The 17,097-nt window shown below is 72.9% G+C and carries 13 protein-coding genes and 2 pseudogenes; all 15 read right to left on the reverse strand.

Annotated elements, in window-relative coordinates:
- Positions 1 to 48: 48 nt before the first annotated feature.
- Positions 49 to 1,599, reverse strand: a pseudogene (locus tag AB0J36_RS22125) (primosome assembly protein PriA); the annotation flags it as partial.
- A 378-nt stretch (positions 1,600 to 1,977) separates the two neighbouring features.
- Positions 1,978 to 2,277: pseudogene (locus tag AB0J36_RS22130) on the reverse strand (primosomal protein N'); the annotation flags it as partial.
- 104 nt (positions 2,278 to 2,381) lie between these two features.
- Complete coding sequence (gene metK / locus AB0J36_RS22135) at positions 2,382 to 3,575, reverse strand: methionine adenosyltransferase (RefSeq protein WP_355624166.1); 1,194 nt, start codon at positions 3,573 to 3,575, stop codon at positions 2,382 to 2,384.
- Between the two features lie 87 nt (positions 3,576 to 3,662).
- On the reverse strand, positions 3,663 to 4,871 hold the full coding sequence (gene coaBC, locus AB0J36_RS22140) for a bifunctional phosphopantothenoylcysteine decarboxylase/phosphopantothenate--cysteine ligase CoaBC (protein WP_357133428.1): 1,209 nt from the start codon (positions 4,869 to 4,871) through the stop codon (positions 3,663 to 3,665).
- 14 nt (positions 4,872 to 4,885) lie between these two features.
- Positions 4,886 to 5,149, reverse strand: coding sequence for a DNA-directed RNA polymerase subunit omega (gene rpoZ / locus AB0J36_RS22145; protein WP_074318577.1), 264 nt, complete (start codon positions 5,147 to 5,149; stop codon positions 4,886 to 4,888).
- Positions 5,150 to 5,213: 64 nt separating this feature from the next.
- Positions 5,214 to 5,747: a guanylate kinase gene (locus AB0J36_RS22150; RefSeq protein ID WP_357133430.1), complete on the reverse strand. Its 534-nt coding sequence runs from the start codon at positions 5,745 to 5,747 to the stop codon at positions 5,214 to 5,216.
- 25 nt (positions 5,748 to 5,772) lie between these two features.
- A complete protein-coding gene (gene mihF / locus AB0J36_RS22155) occupies positions 5,773 to 6,090 on the reverse strand; it encodes an integration host factor, actinobacterial type (RefSeq protein ID WP_007458370.1) in 318 nt (105 codons plus the stop codon).
- 178 nt (positions 6,091 to 6,268) lie between these two features.
- A complete protein-coding gene (pyrF, locus tag AB0J36_RS22160) occupies positions 6,269 to 7,105 on the reverse strand; it encodes an orotidine-5'-phosphate decarboxylase (RefSeq protein ID WP_357133432.1) in 837 nt (278 codons plus the stop codon).
- A gap of 65 nt (positions 7,106 to 7,170) precedes the next feature.
- A complete protein-coding gene (locus AB0J36_RS22165) occupies positions 7,171 to 8,445 on the reverse strand; it encodes an adenosylmethionine--8-amino-7-oxononanoate transaminase (protein WP_357397366.1) in 1,275 nt (424 codons plus the stop codon).
- A 118-nt stretch (positions 8,446 to 8,563) separates the two neighbouring features.
- A complete protein-coding gene (locus tag AB0J36_RS22170; protein WP_357397368.1) occupies positions 8,564 to 9,610 on the reverse strand; it encodes a quinone-dependent dihydroorotate dehydrogenase in 1,047 nt (348 codons plus the stop codon).
- Complete coding sequence (gene carB / locus AB0J36_RS22175) at positions 9,607 to 12,954, reverse strand: carbamoyl-phosphate synthase large subunit (RefSeq protein ID WP_357133438.1); 3,348 nt, start codon at positions 12,952 to 12,954, stop codon at positions 9,607 to 9,609. The genes AB0J36_RS22170 and carB overlap by 4 nt, the downstream gene beginning before the upstream one ends.
- Entirely contained in the window at positions 12,947 to 14,098 is a 1,152-nt protein-coding gene (carA, locus tag AB0J36_RS22180; protein ID WP_357133440.1) for a glutamine-hydrolyzing carbamoyl-phosphate synthase small subunit, read from the reverse strand. The genes carB and carA overlap by 8 nt, the downstream gene beginning before the upstream one ends.
- Entirely contained in the window at positions 14,095 to 15,372 is a 1,278-nt protein-coding gene (locus AB0J36_RS22185; protein WP_355053079.1) for a dihydroorotase, read from the reverse strand. The genes carA and AB0J36_RS22185 overlap by 4 nt, the downstream gene beginning before the upstream one ends.
- The gene (locus AB0J36_RS22190; protein ID WP_357133444.1) at positions 15,369 to 16,295 is read right to left on the reverse strand and encodes an aspartate carbamoyltransferase catalytic subunit; all 927 of its coding nucleotides are present in this window, start codon (positions 16,293 to 16,295) and stop codon (positions 15,369 to 15,371) included. Before AB0J36_RS22190 ends, AB0J36_RS22185 begins: the two co-directional genes overlap by 4 nt.
- Positions 16,292 to 16,876: a bifunctional pyr operon transcriptional regulator/uracil phosphoribosyltransferase PyrR gene (gene pyrR / locus AB0J36_RS22195; RefSeq protein ID WP_357133446.1), complete on the reverse strand. Its 585-nt coding sequence runs from the start codon at positions 16,874 to 16,876 to the stop codon at positions 16,292 to 16,294. Before pyrR ends, AB0J36_RS22190 begins: the two co-directional genes overlap by 4 nt.
- Between the last annotated feature and the right edge of the window lie 221 nt (positions 16,877 to 17,097).

Here is a 17,097-nt window from a genome sequence, read left to right on the forward strand (position 1 = left end):
TGTGCGGGCACCGGTCGCCGCGCCCGCCTGCCACCGCCCGCGAAACGGTCAGAACAGGCTCAACGGATCGACCTGGAGACGAACCGGCTCGGCGGCCTTGCGGGCGGCGCGCACCCCGGCGGCCGAGTGCAGAGCCTCGGCGAGCGCGGCGGCCCGCGCCCGGGGCACCCGCAGCAGCATCCGTTCGCGCCCTTCCTCGGCCGGCACGGGCCCGAGCACCTCGGCGTCGGCGGGCAGCCGCGCCGCGTCGAGCAGGTTGGCCACCGCCTCGGCCGGGCCGGTGACGCTCGCCATCCGTACCGCCGGTGGGAAGCCCAGCTCGCGGCGCTCGGCCAGCTCCCGACCGGCGAACCAGGCGGCGTCCCAGCGCAGCAACGCCTGCACCGGGGCGAGCGCGCCGTCGGCGACGACCACCACGCGGCCGGCCGGCGCCGGGCGGGCCAGCGCCGCCGCGGCCAGCCAGCGGCGCAGCGCCTCCTCGCCGGCACGCAGGTCGGCCCGGGTCAGCAGGGCCCACGAGTCGAGCAGCAGCACCGCGCCGTAGCCGCCGGCCGCGACCGGTTCGGCACCGGGCGTGGCGACGACCAGGGCGGCCGTGCCGGGCACGTCGGTCAACACCTCCTCGCGCCCCGAGGTCCGCACCGGCACGTCGGGGAACGCCCGGCCCAGCTCCTCGGCGGTACGCCGGGCGCCGGTGACCGCCGCCCGCAGCCGCCGCCCGCCGCACTGGGGACAGGCGTACGCGGCGGCGACCCGGGCGCACCACCGGCAGGCGGGAGTGCCGCCGGCCGACGGCAGGGCCAGCGGGCCGGCGCAGTGCGCGCAGCGGGCCGGGGTGCGGCAGTCGGCGCAGGAGACCGAGGGCAGGTAGCCGCGGCGGGGTACCTGCACGAGCACCGGCAGGCCCGCCCGGAGCGCGTCGCGGGCGGCCGTCCAGGCCAGGCTGGGCAGCCGCGCGGTGGCCGCACCGGGATCACGGGCGAGCTGCGGATCGTCCCCGGTCGGCGCGATGGCCGGTATCCGCGCCCGCACCGTCGCCCGGTCGGCGACCACCTCCCGGGCCCAGCCGGTCTCCAGCAGCAACTGCGCCTCGGCCGTACGCGCGTACCCGCCGACCAGCGCTGCGGCCTCGCCGAGCCGCGCTCGGGTGAGCAGTACGTCGCGGGCGTGCGGATAGGGCGCGCGGGGTTCGGAGTGCAGGTCGTCCCCGTCGTCCCAGACGGCGACGAGACCGAGCCGGCGCACCGGGGCGAACATCGCCGCCCGGGTGCCGATGACCACCGGCACTTGCCCGCGACGGGCGGCGAGGAACGCCCGGTAGCGCCGGGCCGGCCCGAGGGCGGCGGAGAGTGCGACGTGCCGCCCGGGGCCCAGCACGTCGGTCAGCGCCGCGTCGAGACGGTCGAGGTCGCGCGCGTCCGGCACGACGACCACCGCGCCGCGCCCACCGGCGACGGTGGCGGCCACGGCGTCGGCGTAGCGGGCGGCCCAGTCCTCGCCGGGCAGGGCCGACCAGACCGCACGGGCGGGCCGGCCGTCGGTGAGCGCCCGCAACAGCGCCGGCCCGGCCGGATAGTCCCGCCATCCCCTCGGGTCGACCGACTCCCCCGGTGCGGCGGAACCTTGCGGCACCCCGGACTCCCCGGGCACCGCCGCTCCACCAGGCACCGCCGGTCCGCCAGGCACCGCCGGTCCGCCAGGCACCGCCGGCCCGCCACGCACCGCCGGCCCGGCGGCATCATCGGACTCGGCCGGATCGTGGACCACGGCTGTCGCGGCGGCATCACCGGACTCGGCGGTACCGTCTGGCACTGCCGTCACGGCCGCACCGCCGGGCTCGGCCGCACCGCCGGGCGCAGCCGCACCGCCGGGCCCGGCCGCACCGCCGGATCCGGCCGCACCGCCGGATCCGGCCGCACCGCCGGGCGCAGCCGCACCGCCGGGCGCGGCTGTCGCGGCGGTCTCGGCGGGTTCGGGGGCCGGGGCTGGCAGGTCCGCGGCGGGCTCCTTCTCGACACGGGCGTGTCGGGGTGGCACGGCGAGCCGGAGGACGTCGGCGAGGTTGCCCGCGTACCGGTCGGCGACCGCGCGTGCCAGACGGGCGACCTCGGGGGTCAGCACCGGCTCGGGCGAGACGACCTTCTCCAGGTAGGCGAGGCGGCCGGTGTGCCCGGAGTCGTCCGCCCGGGACAGCAGCCAACCGTCGACCAACTGCCCCGCGAAACGCACCTTGACCCGGGTGCCGGGCACCGCCACGTCGTCCAGCTCGGCCGGCACGAGGTAGTCGAACGGGCGGTCCAGGTGCGCCAGCGGCACGTCCACGCAGACGCGCGCGACCGGCGACCCTGGTGCGGGTCGCCGGTCGCTACGCCTGGTGGCGGTCAGGCTCCTGCGGCCGACTTGAGGTCGGCGGCCCGGTCGGTGCTCTCCCAGGTCAGGTCCGGCAGCTCCCGGCCGAAGTGGCCGTACGCGGCGGTCTGCTGGTAGATCGGGCGGAGCAGGTTGAGGTCCCGGATGATCGCGGCCGGGCGCAGGTCGAACACCTCGGAGACGGCGCTCTCGATCGAGGCGACCGGCACGGTCTCGGTGCCGAACGTCTCGATGAACAGGCTCACCGGGTGCGCCTTGCCGATGGCGTAGGCGACCTGCGCCTCGCACCGCTCGGCGAGGCCGGCGGCGACCACGTTCTTGGCCACCCAGCGCATCGCGTACGCGGCCGACCGGTCCACCTTGGACGGGTCCTTGCCGGAGAACGCGCCGCCGCCGTGCCGGGCGTACCCGCCGTAGGTGTCAACGATGATCTTGCGGCCGGTCAGGCCGGCGTCACCCATCGGGCCGCCGATCTCGAACCGGCCGGTCGGGTTGACCAGCAGCCGGTAGCCGTCGGTGTCCAGGCCGAGGCTCTCCAGCTCGGGCGCGATGACGGAGTCGCGCACGTCGGGGGTGAGCAGCGACTCCAGCGAGATGTCCGCGGCGTGCTGGCTGGACACCACGACGGTGTTCAGCCGGACCGGGCGCAGCCCCTCGTACTCGATGGTGACCTGGGTCTTGCCGTCCGGCCGCAGGTACGGGATCGTGCCGTCCTTGCGCACCGCGGCGAGCCGACGCGCCAGCCGGTGCGCCAGCGCGATCGGCAGCGGCATCAACTCCGGCGTCTCCGAGCAGGCGAAACCGAACATCATGCCCTGGTCGCCCGCGCCCTGCGCGTCCAACGCGCTCTCCGACGCCCCGGTACGCAGCTCGAAGGCGTTGTCGACGCCCTGCGCGATGTCCTCGGACTGCGCGCCGATCGAGACGCTGACCCCGCAGGACGCGCCGTCGAAACCCTTCTTCGACGAGTCGTACCCGATGTCGAGGATGGTCCGGCGGACGATGGTGGGGATGTCGGCGTACGCCTTGGTGGTGACCTCGCCGGCGATGTGCACCTGGCCGGTGGTGATCATGGTCTCGACGGCAACCCGGCTGTGCGGGTCCTCGGCGAGCAGCGCGTCGAGGATGCCGTCGCTGATCTGGTCGGCGATCTTGTCCGGGTGGCCTTCCGTGACCGATTCGGACGTGAAGAGGCGGCGTGTCACGGCACTCCTAAGCGTGTGAGGTCGTTCCGCGGCAGTCTAGTCACCGCTGCGGCCGGTGTCGGGGTCGGTCGCGCCCTGTTCCACCCGTCAGGAGCGGTTGGCCAGCCGCGCCACGACGAGGTCCCACACGGTGTCGGCCACCGCCTCCTTGGCCTGCTCCGGCAGACGACTCACCGAGCCGTCCGCGCCGATGACCGTCACCGTGTTGGTGTCGGCGCCGAAGACCCGGTCCGGACCGACCTCGTTGACCACGATGAGGTCAGCCCGCTTCCGGGCCAGCTTCGCCCGGCCGTTGGCCTCCGCGTCGCCGGTCTCGGCGGCGAACACCACCAGCACCTGCCCCGGTCCCTTGCGCTGGCCGAGCTCCGCAGCGATGTCCGGATTGGTGACGAGCTCGATGGTGGGAGCGACACCGTCGTCCGACTTCTTGATTTTGCCAGGCGCGTACGTCGCCGGTCGGAAATCGGCCGGAGCCGCCGCCATCACGACCGCGTCGGCCTCGGTGGCGGCCTTCAGGGTCGCCTCGCGCAGCTCGGCGGTCGTGCCGACCCGGACCAGGTCGACCCCGGCGGGGTCGGCGAGCGAGACGTTGGCCGCGATCAGCGTGACCCGGGCACCGCGGGCGACCGCCGAACGCGCGAAGGCGTAGCCCTGTTTGCCCGAGGAGCGGTTGCCGAGAAAGCGGACCGGATCCAACGGCTCGCGGGTACCCCCGGCGGTGACGACCAGCCGGCGACCCGTCAGGTCCGCCGGGGCGGAGGCGCCCCGAGCGAGGACCTGGCGGGCGATCGCGAAGATCTCCGCCGGGTCGGGCAGGCGGCCCTTGCCGGTGTCGGCGCCGGTGAGCCGCCCGACGGCCGGCTCGATCACCCGGACGCCCCGGGAGCGCAGCGTGGCGACGTTGGCGACGGTGGCCGGGTGCTCCCACATCTCGGTGTGCATGGCCGGGGCCAGCACCACCGGGCAGCGGGCGGTCAGCAACGTGTTGGTCAGCAGGTCGTCGGCGAGCCCGTGGGCGGCCTTGGCGAGCAGGTCGGTGGTGGTCGGCGCGACCACCACCAGGTCGGCCTGCTTGCCGAGGCGGACGTGCGGCACCTCGTGCACGTCGGACCAGACGTCGTCGGCGACCGGCTGGCCGGAGAGCGCCGCCCAGGTCGGCGCGCCGACGAATCTCAGCGCCGACGCGGTCGGCACGACACGGACCCGGTGGCCCGACTCGGTGAAGAGTCGCAGCAGCTCACACGCCTTGTAGGCGGCGATGCCGCCGCCGACCCCGAGGACGATCGAGGCGGACATCGACGGGGACGCGCCTACGGCTGGTCGGTCGGCTCGGCGGTGAGCAGACCGCCGTTGATCTCGCGCATGGCGATGGAGAGCGGCTTTTCCTGCGGGGTGGTCTCGACGAGCGGGCCGACGTACTCCAGGAGGCCCTCACCGAGCTGGCTGTAGTAGGCGTTGACCTGGCGCGCGCGCTTGGCGGCGAAGATGACCAGCGCGTACTTCGACGTCGTCTTCTCGAGGAGCTCGTCGATCGGCGGGTTGGTGATGCCTTCGGGGTTGGCGATGGATCCCACGAATTAACCTCTGCGTCTTTCGAGCCGCGCGGACGCGGTGCTGAGTCCCGACGGCGGCCGGCCGTCAGCCACGCAGGCGCGACCAGGCCGGATCCGGATGAGTTGAACCGAGTAAGCCTACCAGCTCGTCCGCCACCCGATCGGTGAGGTCGTGCGTGAGGGTGTCCGCGAAGGCGGCCGCGGCGGCGGCGTCCGGCCGGCGTCCGGGCGGGATCAGCAGCACCAGACGCGCGTCGGGCAGTCGTTGCCGCACCAGCCGGGCCCCGGTCACGTCGAGCGGAAGCAGGACCGGCTGCCCGGCGTCGAGCCGGGCGCGCAGCGGCGGGTGCAGGGTCCCCCGGCGGTACGCGCCGATCCGGGACCACTCCAGCAGCTCGCCGCCGGCCACCCGGCGCTCGAACTCGGCCGGGGCGAGAAAGACCCGTTGTTCCCCGTCCACCTCCGGCTCCCGGCGCGGCCTGGTCGTTGCCGGCACCGGGATCCACACGGACGGGAAACGCGCCCGGACGAGCTCGACGACACTCTCCCTGCCGGAACCCGAAGGTCCAGCCAGGACAGTGAGCCGAGCCGCCGGGCGCGCCTCGTCATCCGTGCTCACTGCTTGTTTCTACACGCTGCCAGGTTCAGTTGGCGGCGAACTCTCCAAGCAGTGCCTTGCGCTGCTGCTCGCCGAGGCCGCGCAGACGACGGCTGTCGGCGATCTTGAGCTTCTCCATGATCTGGGTAGCCCGGATCTTGCCGATGCCCGGCATCGCCTGCAGGACAGCCGAAACCTTGAGCTTGCCGACGACATCGTCGCTCTCGGCGCGCTCGAGGACGGCGCCAAGGGTGGTCTTGCCCTGCTTGAGCTGCTCCTTCAGCTCGGCACGGGCCTTGCGGATCTCCGCGGCCTTCTCGAGCGCGGCAGCGCGCTGTTCGGGGGTCAGTGACGGGAGCGGCACCAGTTCTCCTCAGGTCCCTATCGCGGCGGGCGGGGCGCACCGCCGCATCTGTGAAACGTGGTGTCGCTGTGAACCAAGGGGTCCATGGTTCCCAGCGCGGGGAAAACTAGCGGTCGACGGAGCTTTCGGCAACGTGGGCGCGCGATGATCATCGCAAAGTGACCGAGCCGTCAGTCAGTCACCGGGCAGCCAGAACGGCCCGACACTCGACCAGCACGCGGTCCGCGGCGGCCCGCAGGGCGTCGCTGTCCGGTCCCGCCGACAGGACCTCACGGGAGTACGACGGGAGCACCGCGGCGAGGCTGGAGCCGAAGACGGTACGCAGATCGGCGGCGCCCGCACCCTGCGCGCCGAGCCCCGGAGCGAGCAGCGGCCCCCCGACGGTGGACAGGTCATGACCGGTGTCACCGATGGTGGCCCCGACCACCAGACCGAAGCTGCCGAGGGGGTCCGCACCGCTGTTGAGCTGGGAAATCTCGTCAATCACGGTCTGCGCCACGGTGCGCCCGTCGGCCGTGCGGGCCCGCTGCACGGCCGCGCCCTCGGGGTTCGAGGTGAGGGCCAGCACGAAGACCCCGCCGCCGTGTTTGGCGGCCAACTCGAACATCGGCGCCAACGAACCTACTCCCAGGTAGGGACTGGCCGTGACCGCGTCGACATACAGCGGGCTGGATGGATCCAGGTACGCGGAGGCGTACGCGCTGACCGTTGAGCCGATGTCGCCACGCTTGACGTCGAGCAGAACGAGCGATCCGGCTTCCCGTAACTGTCGGATAGTTGACTCAAGAATCGCCACACCGCGGGATCCGAATCGCTCGAAAAAGGCCGACTGAGGCTTGACAACCGCAACCCGGTCACCGAGCGCATCCACCACGGTTCGGGTGAACCGGTCCAGACCGTCGACGTCGTCGGCGAGGCCCCAGCGGGCCAGCAGGCCGGGATGCGGGTCGATGCCCACGCAGAGCGGTCCGCGCTCGGTGACGGCCCGGTGCAGCCGGGTGCCGAAGCTCTCCATCGGCGTACTTCCCCTCTTGTCGCCCGGGCGGCTGGCCGCCTCCCGGAATGCTTGTCGGTTCCCGCTCAGCCGGCCGCCACGGCCGCCGCCACCCCGGCCGCGATCTGGGCCAGGTCGGCGTCGTCCGTCACGTACGGCGGCATCGTGTAGATCAGGTCGCGGAAGGGCCGCAGCCAGACGCCACGGTCGGCGGCGGCCGTGGTGGCCGCGCCGAGGTCGACGTCGTGGTCGAGCTGGACCACGCCGATCGCCCCGAGCACCCGCACGTCGGCCACGCCCGCCACGGCGCGCAGCGGCTCCAGGCCGGCGCGCAGGCCCGCGCCGATCCGGGACACCTGTGCCGCCCAGTCGCCCGCCCGGAGCAGCCCGATGGAGGCGTTGGCGACCGCGCAGGCCAGCGGGTTGCCCATGAACGTCGGACCGTGCGCCAGGACGCCGTCAGCGGAGATCCCACGGGCGATCTCCGGGGTGCACAGCGCCGCGGCCAGGGTCAGGTAGCCGCCGGTGAGCGCCTTGCCCACGCACATCACGTCCGGGGACACCCCGGCGTGCTCGGCGGCGAACATCGTGCCGGTACGGCCGAACCCGGTCGCGATCTCGTCGAAGACCAGCAGCACCCCGTGCGCGCGGGTCACCTCGCGCAGCACCCGCAGGTAACCCGGATGGTGAAAGCGCATCCCACCCGCGCCCTGCACCACCGGTTCCACGATGACCGCGGCCAGTTCGTGGGCGTGCCGCTCGACGGCGTCCACCAACGCCGCCACGTACGCCTCGTCCGGCGGATCGGCGAACCCGCCCGGCGGCACCGGGGCGAAGACCTGGCGGGGCAGCACGTCACCCCAGAGGTGGTGCATCCCGCCCTCGGGGTCGCAGACGCTCATCGGATGGAACGTGTCGCCGTGGTACCCGCCCCGCCAGGTGGCCAGCCGACGCCGCTCCGGCCGACCGACCGCCCGCTGGTACTGCAGGCACATCTTCACGGCCACCTCGACGCTGACCGATCCGGAGTCGGCCAGGAACACGTGCTCCAACCCGTCCGGGGCCAGCTCGACCAGCGTCCGCGCGAGCCGCACGGCGGGCTCGTGGGTGAGTCCGCCGAACATCACGTGGCTCATCCGCCCGAGCTGGTCGGTAACGGCCGCGTCCAGCACCGGGTGCCGGTAGCCGTGGACCGCCGCCCACCAGGACGACATCCCGTCTACCAACTCCCGGCCGTCGGCCAACCTCAGCCGCACCCCCTCGGCGCTGCGGACCACGAACGGCGCGTTCGCCGGCGGCAGCGTGGCGTACGGATGCCAGACGTGCGCCCGGTCGACGGCCTGAATCTCCTCGGGTGTCACGCGTACTCCTCGGGTGCCTGAAGCCGGCCGGACGACGGACGTCGCGCGGCCGGGTGGAACCGCTGCGCCGGCCCCGCCCCGTCCCCGTACCGCAGGGCGGGCACCGGGCCGGGGACACTCACCGGCCGGCGACCGGATCCGGCGTCGCCGCCGTGGCGCTCGCGCGGGCCGCCGCCCGGACCAGGGCCGGGCCCCGGTAGATGAAGCCCGTGTAGAGCTGCACCAGGGCGGCGCCGGCATCGAACATCCGGGTGGCGTCGTCCGGGTCGAGCACGCCGCCGACCCCGACGATGGGCAGCCGGCCGCCGGTCTCGCGGTGCACGAAGGCCACCACGTCCCGGGCACGGCCGGTCAGCGGCCGACCGGACAGGCCGCCGGCCTGTGCGCCACGGTCGGTGTCCACGGCGGCGAGCGCGTCGCGGGCCAGGGTGGTGTTCGTGGCGATCACCCCGGCGGCGCCCCGGGCCAGGCAGACCTCCAACAACTCGGCGATCGCCGCCTCGGTCAGGTCCGGCGCGATCTTCACCAGCACCGGCTTCTCCCCCACCAGCGCGCCGAGCAGCGCGTCCAGGTGGGCACGGTCCTGCAACGACCGCAGACCCGGCGTGTTCGGCGACGACACGTTCACCGCGAAGTAGTCGCCGTGCCCACGCAGCGCCCGGTACGAGGCCAGGTAGTCCTCGACCGCCTCGTCGAGCGGAGTCACCTTGGACTTGCCCAGCGAGATGCCCAACGGCACCCCGAGTGGACGGGGCAACGCCGCCAGCCGGGCGGCCAACGCCGCGGCGCCGGCGTTGTTGAAGCCCATCCGGTTGACCACCGCCTCGCTGGCCGGCAGCCGGAACAGCCGGGGCCGCGGATTGCCCGGCTGGGCGTGCGCGGTGACCGTGCCGACCTCCACGAAGCCGAACCCCAGCGCCGGCCAGGCCGGCAGCGCGGCGCCGTCCTTGTCCATGCCGGCAGCCAGCCCGACCGGGTTGGGGAACCGCACGCCGAAGACCGTGCGCGGCGCCTCGACGGCGTACCGGGCCCGCAGCGCGGCCAGGACGGCGGGACGCCGCGACAGTGCGGCCAACCGCCGCAGCGTCCACTCGTGCGCCGTCTCGGCGTCCCCGCCGCCGAGCCGGAACAACCCGGGCCGGACGACCCGCTCGAACAGCGTCACTGCGCCGCCCGCAGGGTGGCGTGCAGATCCTGCAACGGTCGCACCCGCATGTCGCCCCGGATACGTGCCTCGATCCCCATCACGGCCGCGGCGGCGCCGGGGACCGTGGTGATGCAGGGGATGTCGGTGGTGACGGCGGCGCTGCGGATCTCGTAACCGTCGGAGCGGGCACTCGCGCCCGAGCCCTGCGGCGTGTTGATCACCAGCGCCACGTGGCCGCCGAGGATCAGCGACACGGCGTCGTCGCCCTCGCCGGCCTGGTAGTGCTTGCGGATCTGCTCGCAGGCGATGCCGTGCCGGCGCAGCACCTCGGCGGTACCGGCCGTCGCCACGATCTCGAAGCCCAGGTCGGCCAACCGCTTGATCGGGAAGATCATGCCGCGCTTGTCCCGGTTGGCCACCGACACGAAGATCTTCCCGGCGGTCGGCAACGACCCGTACGCAGCCGACTGGCTCTTGGCGAAGGCGTGCCCGAAGTTGGTGTCGATGCCCATCACCTCACCCGTCGACTTCATCTCCGGGCCGAGCAGCGAGTCGATCCCCTTGCCGGCGCGGGTACGGAAGCGCTTGAACGGCAGGACCGCCTCCTTGACCGCGATCGGCGCGTCGGCGGGCATCGTCCCACCATCCCCCGTCGCCGGGAGCAGACCCTCGGCACGCAGCTCGGCGATGGTCGCGCCCAGCGCGATCCGGGCCGCCGCCTTGGCCAGCGGCACCGCCGTCGCCTTCGAGACGAACGGAACCGTCCGCGACGCGCGCGGGTTCGCCTCCAGCACGTAGAGCACGTCGTCCTTGAGCGCGTACTGCACGTTGAGCAGACCACGCACGCCGACACCCCGGGCGATGGCCTCGGTGTACCGGCGGACCTCGGCCAGGTGCGAGCCCGCCAGGGTGATCGGCGGCAACGCGCAGGACGAGTCTCCGGAGTGGATCCCGGCCTCTTCGATGTGCTCCATCACGCCGCCGACGTAGACCTCGCCGTCGGCGTCGCACAGGGCGTCCACGTCGATCTCGATGGCGTCGTCGAGGAACCGGTCCACCAGCACCGGGTGGTCGCCGGAGATGTCGGTGGCCCGGCCGATGTAGTCACGCAGCGTCGGGTCGTCGTACACGATCTCCATGCCACGCCCACCGAGCACGTAGGACGGACGGACCAGCACCGGGTAGCCGATCTCGTCGGCGATCGTCTTGGCCTCGTCGTACGAGGTGGCCATGCCGTGTGCCGGCGCGCGCAGCCCGGCGCGGGCCAGGACGGCGCCGAACGCGCCCCGCTCCTCGGCCAGGTGGATCGACTCCGGCGAGGTGCCGACCACCGGCACGCCCGCGTCCTTGAGCCGCTGCGCCAACCCCAGCGGGGTCTGCCCGCCGAGCTGCACGACCACACCGACCACGCCCGGGCCGCCGGCCGCGCGGCCGGAGGAGTCCTCCGCGTGCCAGGCCTCCAGGACGTCCTCGAAGGTCAGCGGCTCGAAGTAGAGCCGGTCGGCGGTGTCGTAGTCGGTCGACACCGTCTCCGGGTTGCAGTTGACCATCACGGTCTCGTAGCCGGCCGCCCGCAGCGCCTGCACGGCGTGCACGCACGAGTAGTCGAACTCGATGCCCTGCCCGATCCGGTTCGGGCCGGAGCCCAGGATCAGCACCTTCGGCCGGTCCGACGGCACGACCTCGGTCTCGGAGTCGTACGACGAGTAGTGGTAGGGCGTGCTGGCCTCGAACTCGGCCGCGCAGGTGTCGACGGTCTTGTAGACCGGACGGACGTCGAGGCGGTGCCGCAGGGCGCGTACGCCGTCCTCGGCCGCCAGCTCCGGACGCAGCGCGGCGAGCTGCCGGTCGGAGAGCCCGGCCCGCTTGGCACGGCGCAGCAGCTCGGCGTCGAGCACCGGCGCGTCGACGATCTCGGTCCGCAGCTCGATCAGCGCCGCGATCTGGTCCAGGAACCAGGGGTCGATCCCGCCGGACGCCTCGCTCACCTCGCTGATCGACGCGCCGAGACGCAGCGCCCGCTCGACGGTGTAGAGCCGGCCGTCGTGCGGCACGCGCAGCGCGGCGAGGGTGTCCGCCAGGGTGACGCCCGCCGGGTCCGGAGTGGTCCAGAAGCCGACCGCCTTGGTTTCCATCGACCGCATGGCCTTGTTCAGCGCCTCGCTGAAGTTGCGCCCGAGACTCATGGCCTCGCCCACCGACTTCATGGTGGTGGTCAGCTCCGGGTCCGCGCCGGGGAACTTCTCGAACGCGAAGCGGGGGATCTTCACCACCACGTAGTCCAGGGTCGGCTCGAACGCCGCCGGGGTCTTCAACGTGATGTCGTTGGGGATCTCGTCGAGCGTGTAGCCGATGGCCAGCTTCGCGGCGATCTTCGCGATCGGGAAGCCGGTCGCCTTGGAGGCCAGCGCCGAGGAGCGCGACACCCGGGGGTTCATCTCGATCACGACGATCCGGCCGTCGACCGGGTTGACCGCGAACTGGATGTTGCAGCCGCCGGTGTCCACCCCGACCTCGCGCAGCACGGCGATGCCCAGGTCACGAAGGTGCTGGTACTCCCGGTCGGTGAGCGTCATGGCCGGGGCCACGGTCACGCTGTCGCCGGTGTGCACGCCCATCGGGTCGATGTTCTCGATGGAGCAGACCACCACCACGTTGTCGTGCCGGTCGCGCATCAGCTCAAGCTCGTATTCCTTCCAGCCGAGCACGCTCTCCTCGATCAGGACCTCGTGCACCGGGCTGGCCGCCAGGCCGTCGCCGGCGATGCGGGCCAGGTCCTGGGGGGTGTGCGCCATGCCGGAGCCCAGGCCGCCCATGGTGAACGACGGCCGGATCACCACCGGCAGGCCCAGCTCGGCGACGGTCGCCTCGACCTCGTCCATCGAGTGGCACACCCGCGAGCGCGGCACCAGCGCGGCCGGGTCCTCGACGCCGAGGCGTACGCCGGCCTTCGCGACGATCTCCTTGAAGAGCTGGCGGTCCTCACCCCGGTTGATGGCGTCGATGTTCGCGCCGATCAACTCGACGCCGTACTTCTCCAGGATGCCGGCCTCGTGCAGGGCGACTGCCGTGTTCAGCGCGGTCTGCCCGCCGAGGGTCGCCAGGATCGCGTCCGGGCGCTCCTTGGCGATGACCAGCTCGACGAACTCCGGGGTGATCGGCTCGACGTAGGTCGCGTCGGCGAACTCCGGGTCGGTCATGATCGTGGCCGGGTTGGAGTTGACCAGGCTGACCCGGATCCCCTCGCTGCGCAGCACCCGGCACGCCTGGGTTCCGGAGTAGTCGAACTCGCAGGCCTGCCCGATGACGATCGGCCCGGAGCCGATGACGAGGATGTGCTTGAGGTCGGTCCGCTTAGGCATTCTTCCCGCCTTCGATCAGCTCGGCGAAACGGTCGAAGAGGTAGTCCGCGTCGTGTGGACCAGCCGCCGCCTCCGGGTGGTACTGGACGGTGAAGGCGGGCACGTCCACGGCCCGCAGCCCTTCGACCACGTTGTCGTTGAGGCAGACGTGCGACACCCGCACGCCACCGAAGTCGGTGTCGATCACCTGGTCGGGGACGACCGCGCCGGCACCCACCCCCGCGCCCGGCACCTCGACCGCGAAGCCGTGGTTGTGGCTGGTCACCTCGACCTTGCCGGTGGCCCGGTCGAGCACCGGCTGGTTGATTCCCCGGTGGCCGTAGCCCAGCTTGTAGGTGCCGAAACCGAGCGCCCGACCGAGGATCTGGCTGCCGAAGCAGATGCCGAACAGTGGCACCTGCCGCCGCAGCGCCTCCCGGGCCACCGCCACCGGACCGTAGGCCGTGGCCGGGTCGCCGGGTCCGGGCGACAGGAAGATCGCGTCGGCGCCGGTGGCGAGCAGGTCCTCGATGCTCGACGAGGCCGGCAGCACGTGGGTCCTCACCCCGCGCGCGGCGAGCCGGCGCGGCACGTTGCGCTTGATGCCCAGGTCGAGCGCGGCCACCGTGAACCGGTGCTCGCCGATCGCGTCGACGACGTACGGCTCGGGAGTGGTCACCTCGGTGGACAGGTCCGCGCCGACCATCTGCGGTGACTGCCGGACCCGGGCCAGCAGGCTCTGCGGGTCCTTCTCGACGCTGGAGATGCCCACCCGCATGGCGCCCCGATCGCGCAGGTGCCGGGTCAGCGCCCGGGTGTCCACCCCGCTGATGCCCACCACGCCCTCGGTGGCGAGGCGGTCCTCGAGACCGCCGGTGGCCCGCCAGTTCGAGCCGATCCGGGCCGGGTCGCGGACCACGTACCCGGCCACCCAGATCCGGCCGGACTCGTCGTCCTCGCCGTTGACGCCGGTGTTGCCGATGTGCGGGGCGGTCTGCACGACCACCTGACGGTGGTAGGACGGGTCGGTCAGCGTCTCCTGGTAGCCGGTCATGCCGGTGGTGAAGACCGCCTCGCCGAAGGTCTCCCCGACACTGCCGTACGCCTCACCGGGGAACGTGCGCCCGTCCTCGAGCACGAGAATCGCGGAACGTCTACGCGTCACTTGATTGCCTTTCCGTCCAGGACCGTCGGCTCGCCGCGCAGGAAGGTCGCCACGATGCGACCCGGCAGCGTCATGCGGGCGTACGGGGTGTTGCGACTGCGGCTGGCCAGCTCCGCCGGCTCGATGGTGCGGCGGGCGGCCGGGTCGACCAGGGTCAGGGTGGCCGGGGCGCCGGGCGCCGGGTCGACGCCGTGCCCGGTCAGTCCCGCGATCCGGGCGGGAACGCGGGACATCCGCTCGGCGATCAGGTCCCACTCGGGACCGAGCACGTCCAGCGCGATGGACAGCGCCGTCTCCAGGCCGAGCATCCCCGGCCGGGCGTACGCCCACTCGCACTCCTTGTCCTCCACGGCGTGCGGGGCGTGGTCGGTGGCGATGATGTCGATCACGCCGTCGGCGAGCGCGGCGCGCAGCGCGGCGACGTCGGCGGCCGTACGCAACGGCGGGTTGACCTTGAAGACCGGGTCGTAGCTCTCCGCACGCTCGTCGGTGAGCAGCAGGTGGTGCGGGGTGACCTCGGCGGTGACGCGCACCCCGCGGGCCTTGGCCTGGCGCAGCACCTCGACGCTGCCGGCGGTGGAGACGTGGCAGACGTGCAGTCGGCTGCCCACGTGCTCGGCGAGCAGCACGTCCCGGGCGATGATCGCCTCCTCGGCGACCGCCGGCCAGCCGATCAGCCCGAGCCGGGTGGAGACCTCACCCTCGTGCATCTGGGCGCCCTCGGTGAGGCGGGGCTCCTCGGCGTGCTGGGCGATGATCCCGTCGAACGCCTTGACGTACTCCAGGGCCCGGCGCATCAGCAACGGATCGGCGACGCAGTGCCCGTCGTCGGAGAAGATCCGTACCCGGGCGGCGGAGTCGGCCATCGCCCCCAACTCGGCGAGGCGCTCGCCGGCCAACCCGACGGTGACCGCCCCGATCGGCTGCACGTCGACCATCCCGGCCTCCCGGCCGAGCCGCCAGACCTGCTCGACCACGCCGGCGGTGTCCGCGACCGGCGACGTGTTGGCCATCGCGCAGACCGCCGTGTAACCGCCCAGCGCCGCCGCGCGGGACCCGGACTCGACGGTCTCGGCGTCCTCCCGGCCGGGCTCGCGCAGGTGGGTGTGCAGGTCGACCAGGCCGGGCAGGGCCACCAGGCCGGTTCCGTCGATGACGGTGGCGTCCGGCGCGGACAGCCCCGGACCGACCTCGGCGACGACGCCGTCGCGGATCAGCAGGTCGGTCGGCGCGGCGCCGACGATGCTCACGCTGGTGATGAGGTACGCGGTCACCGGTTGTTCCCTCCGAGCAGCAGGTACAGAACAGCCATCCGGACGGAGACCCCGTTGGTGACCTGTTCGACGATGGTGGAGCGGGGTGAGTCGGCGACCTCGGGGGTGATCTCCATCCCGCGGTTCATCGGACCGGGGTGCATGACGATCGCGTGCTCGGGCAGGCGACGCATCCGGGGACCGTCCAGCCCGTAGCGGCGGGCGTACTCGCGGGCGGAGGGGAAGTAGGAGTCCCGCATCCGCTCCCGCTGCACCCGCAGCATCATCACCGCGTCCACGTTCGGCAGCACCGCGTCGAGGTCGTACGACACGTCGATGCCCGGGGCGAGCGCTCCGGCGATGTCGACGGGGATGAGGGTGGGCGGGCCGACCAGGGTGACCTTCGCGCCGAGGGTCGACAAAAGCAGCACGTTGGAGCGGGCCACCCGGGAGTGCAGCACGTCCCCGACCACCGCGACCGACAGGCCGGCGAGCCGGCCCAGCCGGGCCCGCATCGTGTACGCGTCGAGCAGCGCCTGGGTCGGGTGCTCGTGGGTGCCGTCGCCGGCGTTCACGACCGACCCGTCCACCCAGTTGGCCAGCCGGTGCGGGGCGCCCGAGGCGGGGTGTCGTACGACGACCGCGTCCGCGCCCATCGCCTGCAGGGTCAGCGCCGTGTCCTTCAGGCTCTCGCCCTTGGCGACGCTGGACCCCTTGGCGGAAAAGTTGATCACATCGGCGCTCAGTCGCTTCGCCGCCGCCTCGAACGAGATCCGGGTCCGGGTGGAGTCCTCGTAGAAGAGGTTCACCACCGTCCGGCCGCGCAGCGCGGGCAGCTTCTTGATCTCCCGGCCGGCGACGGTGGCCATCTCGGCGGCGGTGTCCAGGATCTCGGTGGCGGTGGCGGCGTCCAGGTCCGCGCCGGAGAGCAGGTGCTTGATCATGAGTGGGCTCCCCCGTAGAGCTTGACCTCGTCCGTTCCGTCGGTCTCGGCCAGCGTCACCTTGACGCTCTCGGCGAGCGCGGTGGGGATGTTCTTGCCGACGTAGTCGGCCCGGATCGGCAGCTCGCGGTGGCCGCGGTCGACAAGCACGGCCAGTTGCACGGACGCCGGGCGGCCGACGTCGTTGAGCGCGTCGAGCGCGGCCCGCACGGTGCGGCCGGAGAAGAGCACGTCGTCGACGAGGATCACCCGCTTACCGTCGATGCCGCCGCTGGGCACCTGGGTCGGGCCGATCGCGCGGGTGGCGTGCCGGCGCAGGTCGTCGCGGTAGAGCGTGATGTCGAGCACACCGACCGGGACGACGACGTCCTCGAAGGTGCTGATCCGGGCGGCGAGCCGCCGCGCGAGGGGGACGCCGCGGGTGGGAATCCCGAGCAGCACGGTGTCGGCCGCGCCCTGGGTCTTCTCCAGGATCTGGTGGGCGATGCGGTCGACCACCCGCTGCACGTCGGCGCTGGCGAGGATCACCTTCACCGAGGGTTGTCGCGGTGGTGACGGGCGGGCAGCCGGTGGGGACGCCACGGCGGACCTCCTTCCCCGCCTCACGGGACGGGTCGTTAAAGGATGTCGGGCACCTCCGACCGGGGAGCGCGAGCCGCCCTGGCCGGGGCTTCACGCCACGTTACCAGTGGTCACCGCGCCGACCGACAGCGGCCGCTGACCACCGGATCAGATCCATGAAACACCGATGGCCCCCTCGGCACTCCCCAACGGTAAGGTCACGACCACTTGACCAGGTGTCC

The sequence above is a fragment of the Micromonospora sp. NPDC049662 genome (assembly GCF_040675055.1).
Taxonomy (GTDB): domain Bacteria; phylum Actinomycetota; class Actinomycetes; order Mycobacteriales; family Micromonosporaceae; genus Micromonospora.

Excerpts from the sequence above, each read along its gene's own strand:
- carB (WP_357133438.1), bottom strand. The coding sequence starts at position 12,954 with ATGCCTAAGCGGACCGACCTCAAGCACATCCTCGTCATCGGCTCCGGG.
- AB0J36_RS22190 (WP_357133444.1), bottom strand. The coding sequence starts at position 16,295 with ATGATCAAGCACCTGCTCTCCGGCGCGGACCTGGACGCCGCCACCGCC.
- coaBC (WP_357133428.1), bottom strand. The coding sequence starts at position 4,871 with ATGTCCGCCTCGATCGTCCTCGGGGTCGGCGGCGGCATCGCCGCCTAC.
- pyrF (WP_357133432.1), bottom strand. The coding sequence starts at position 7,105 with ATGGAGAGCTTCGGCACCCGGCTGCACCGGGCCGTCACCGAGCGCGGA.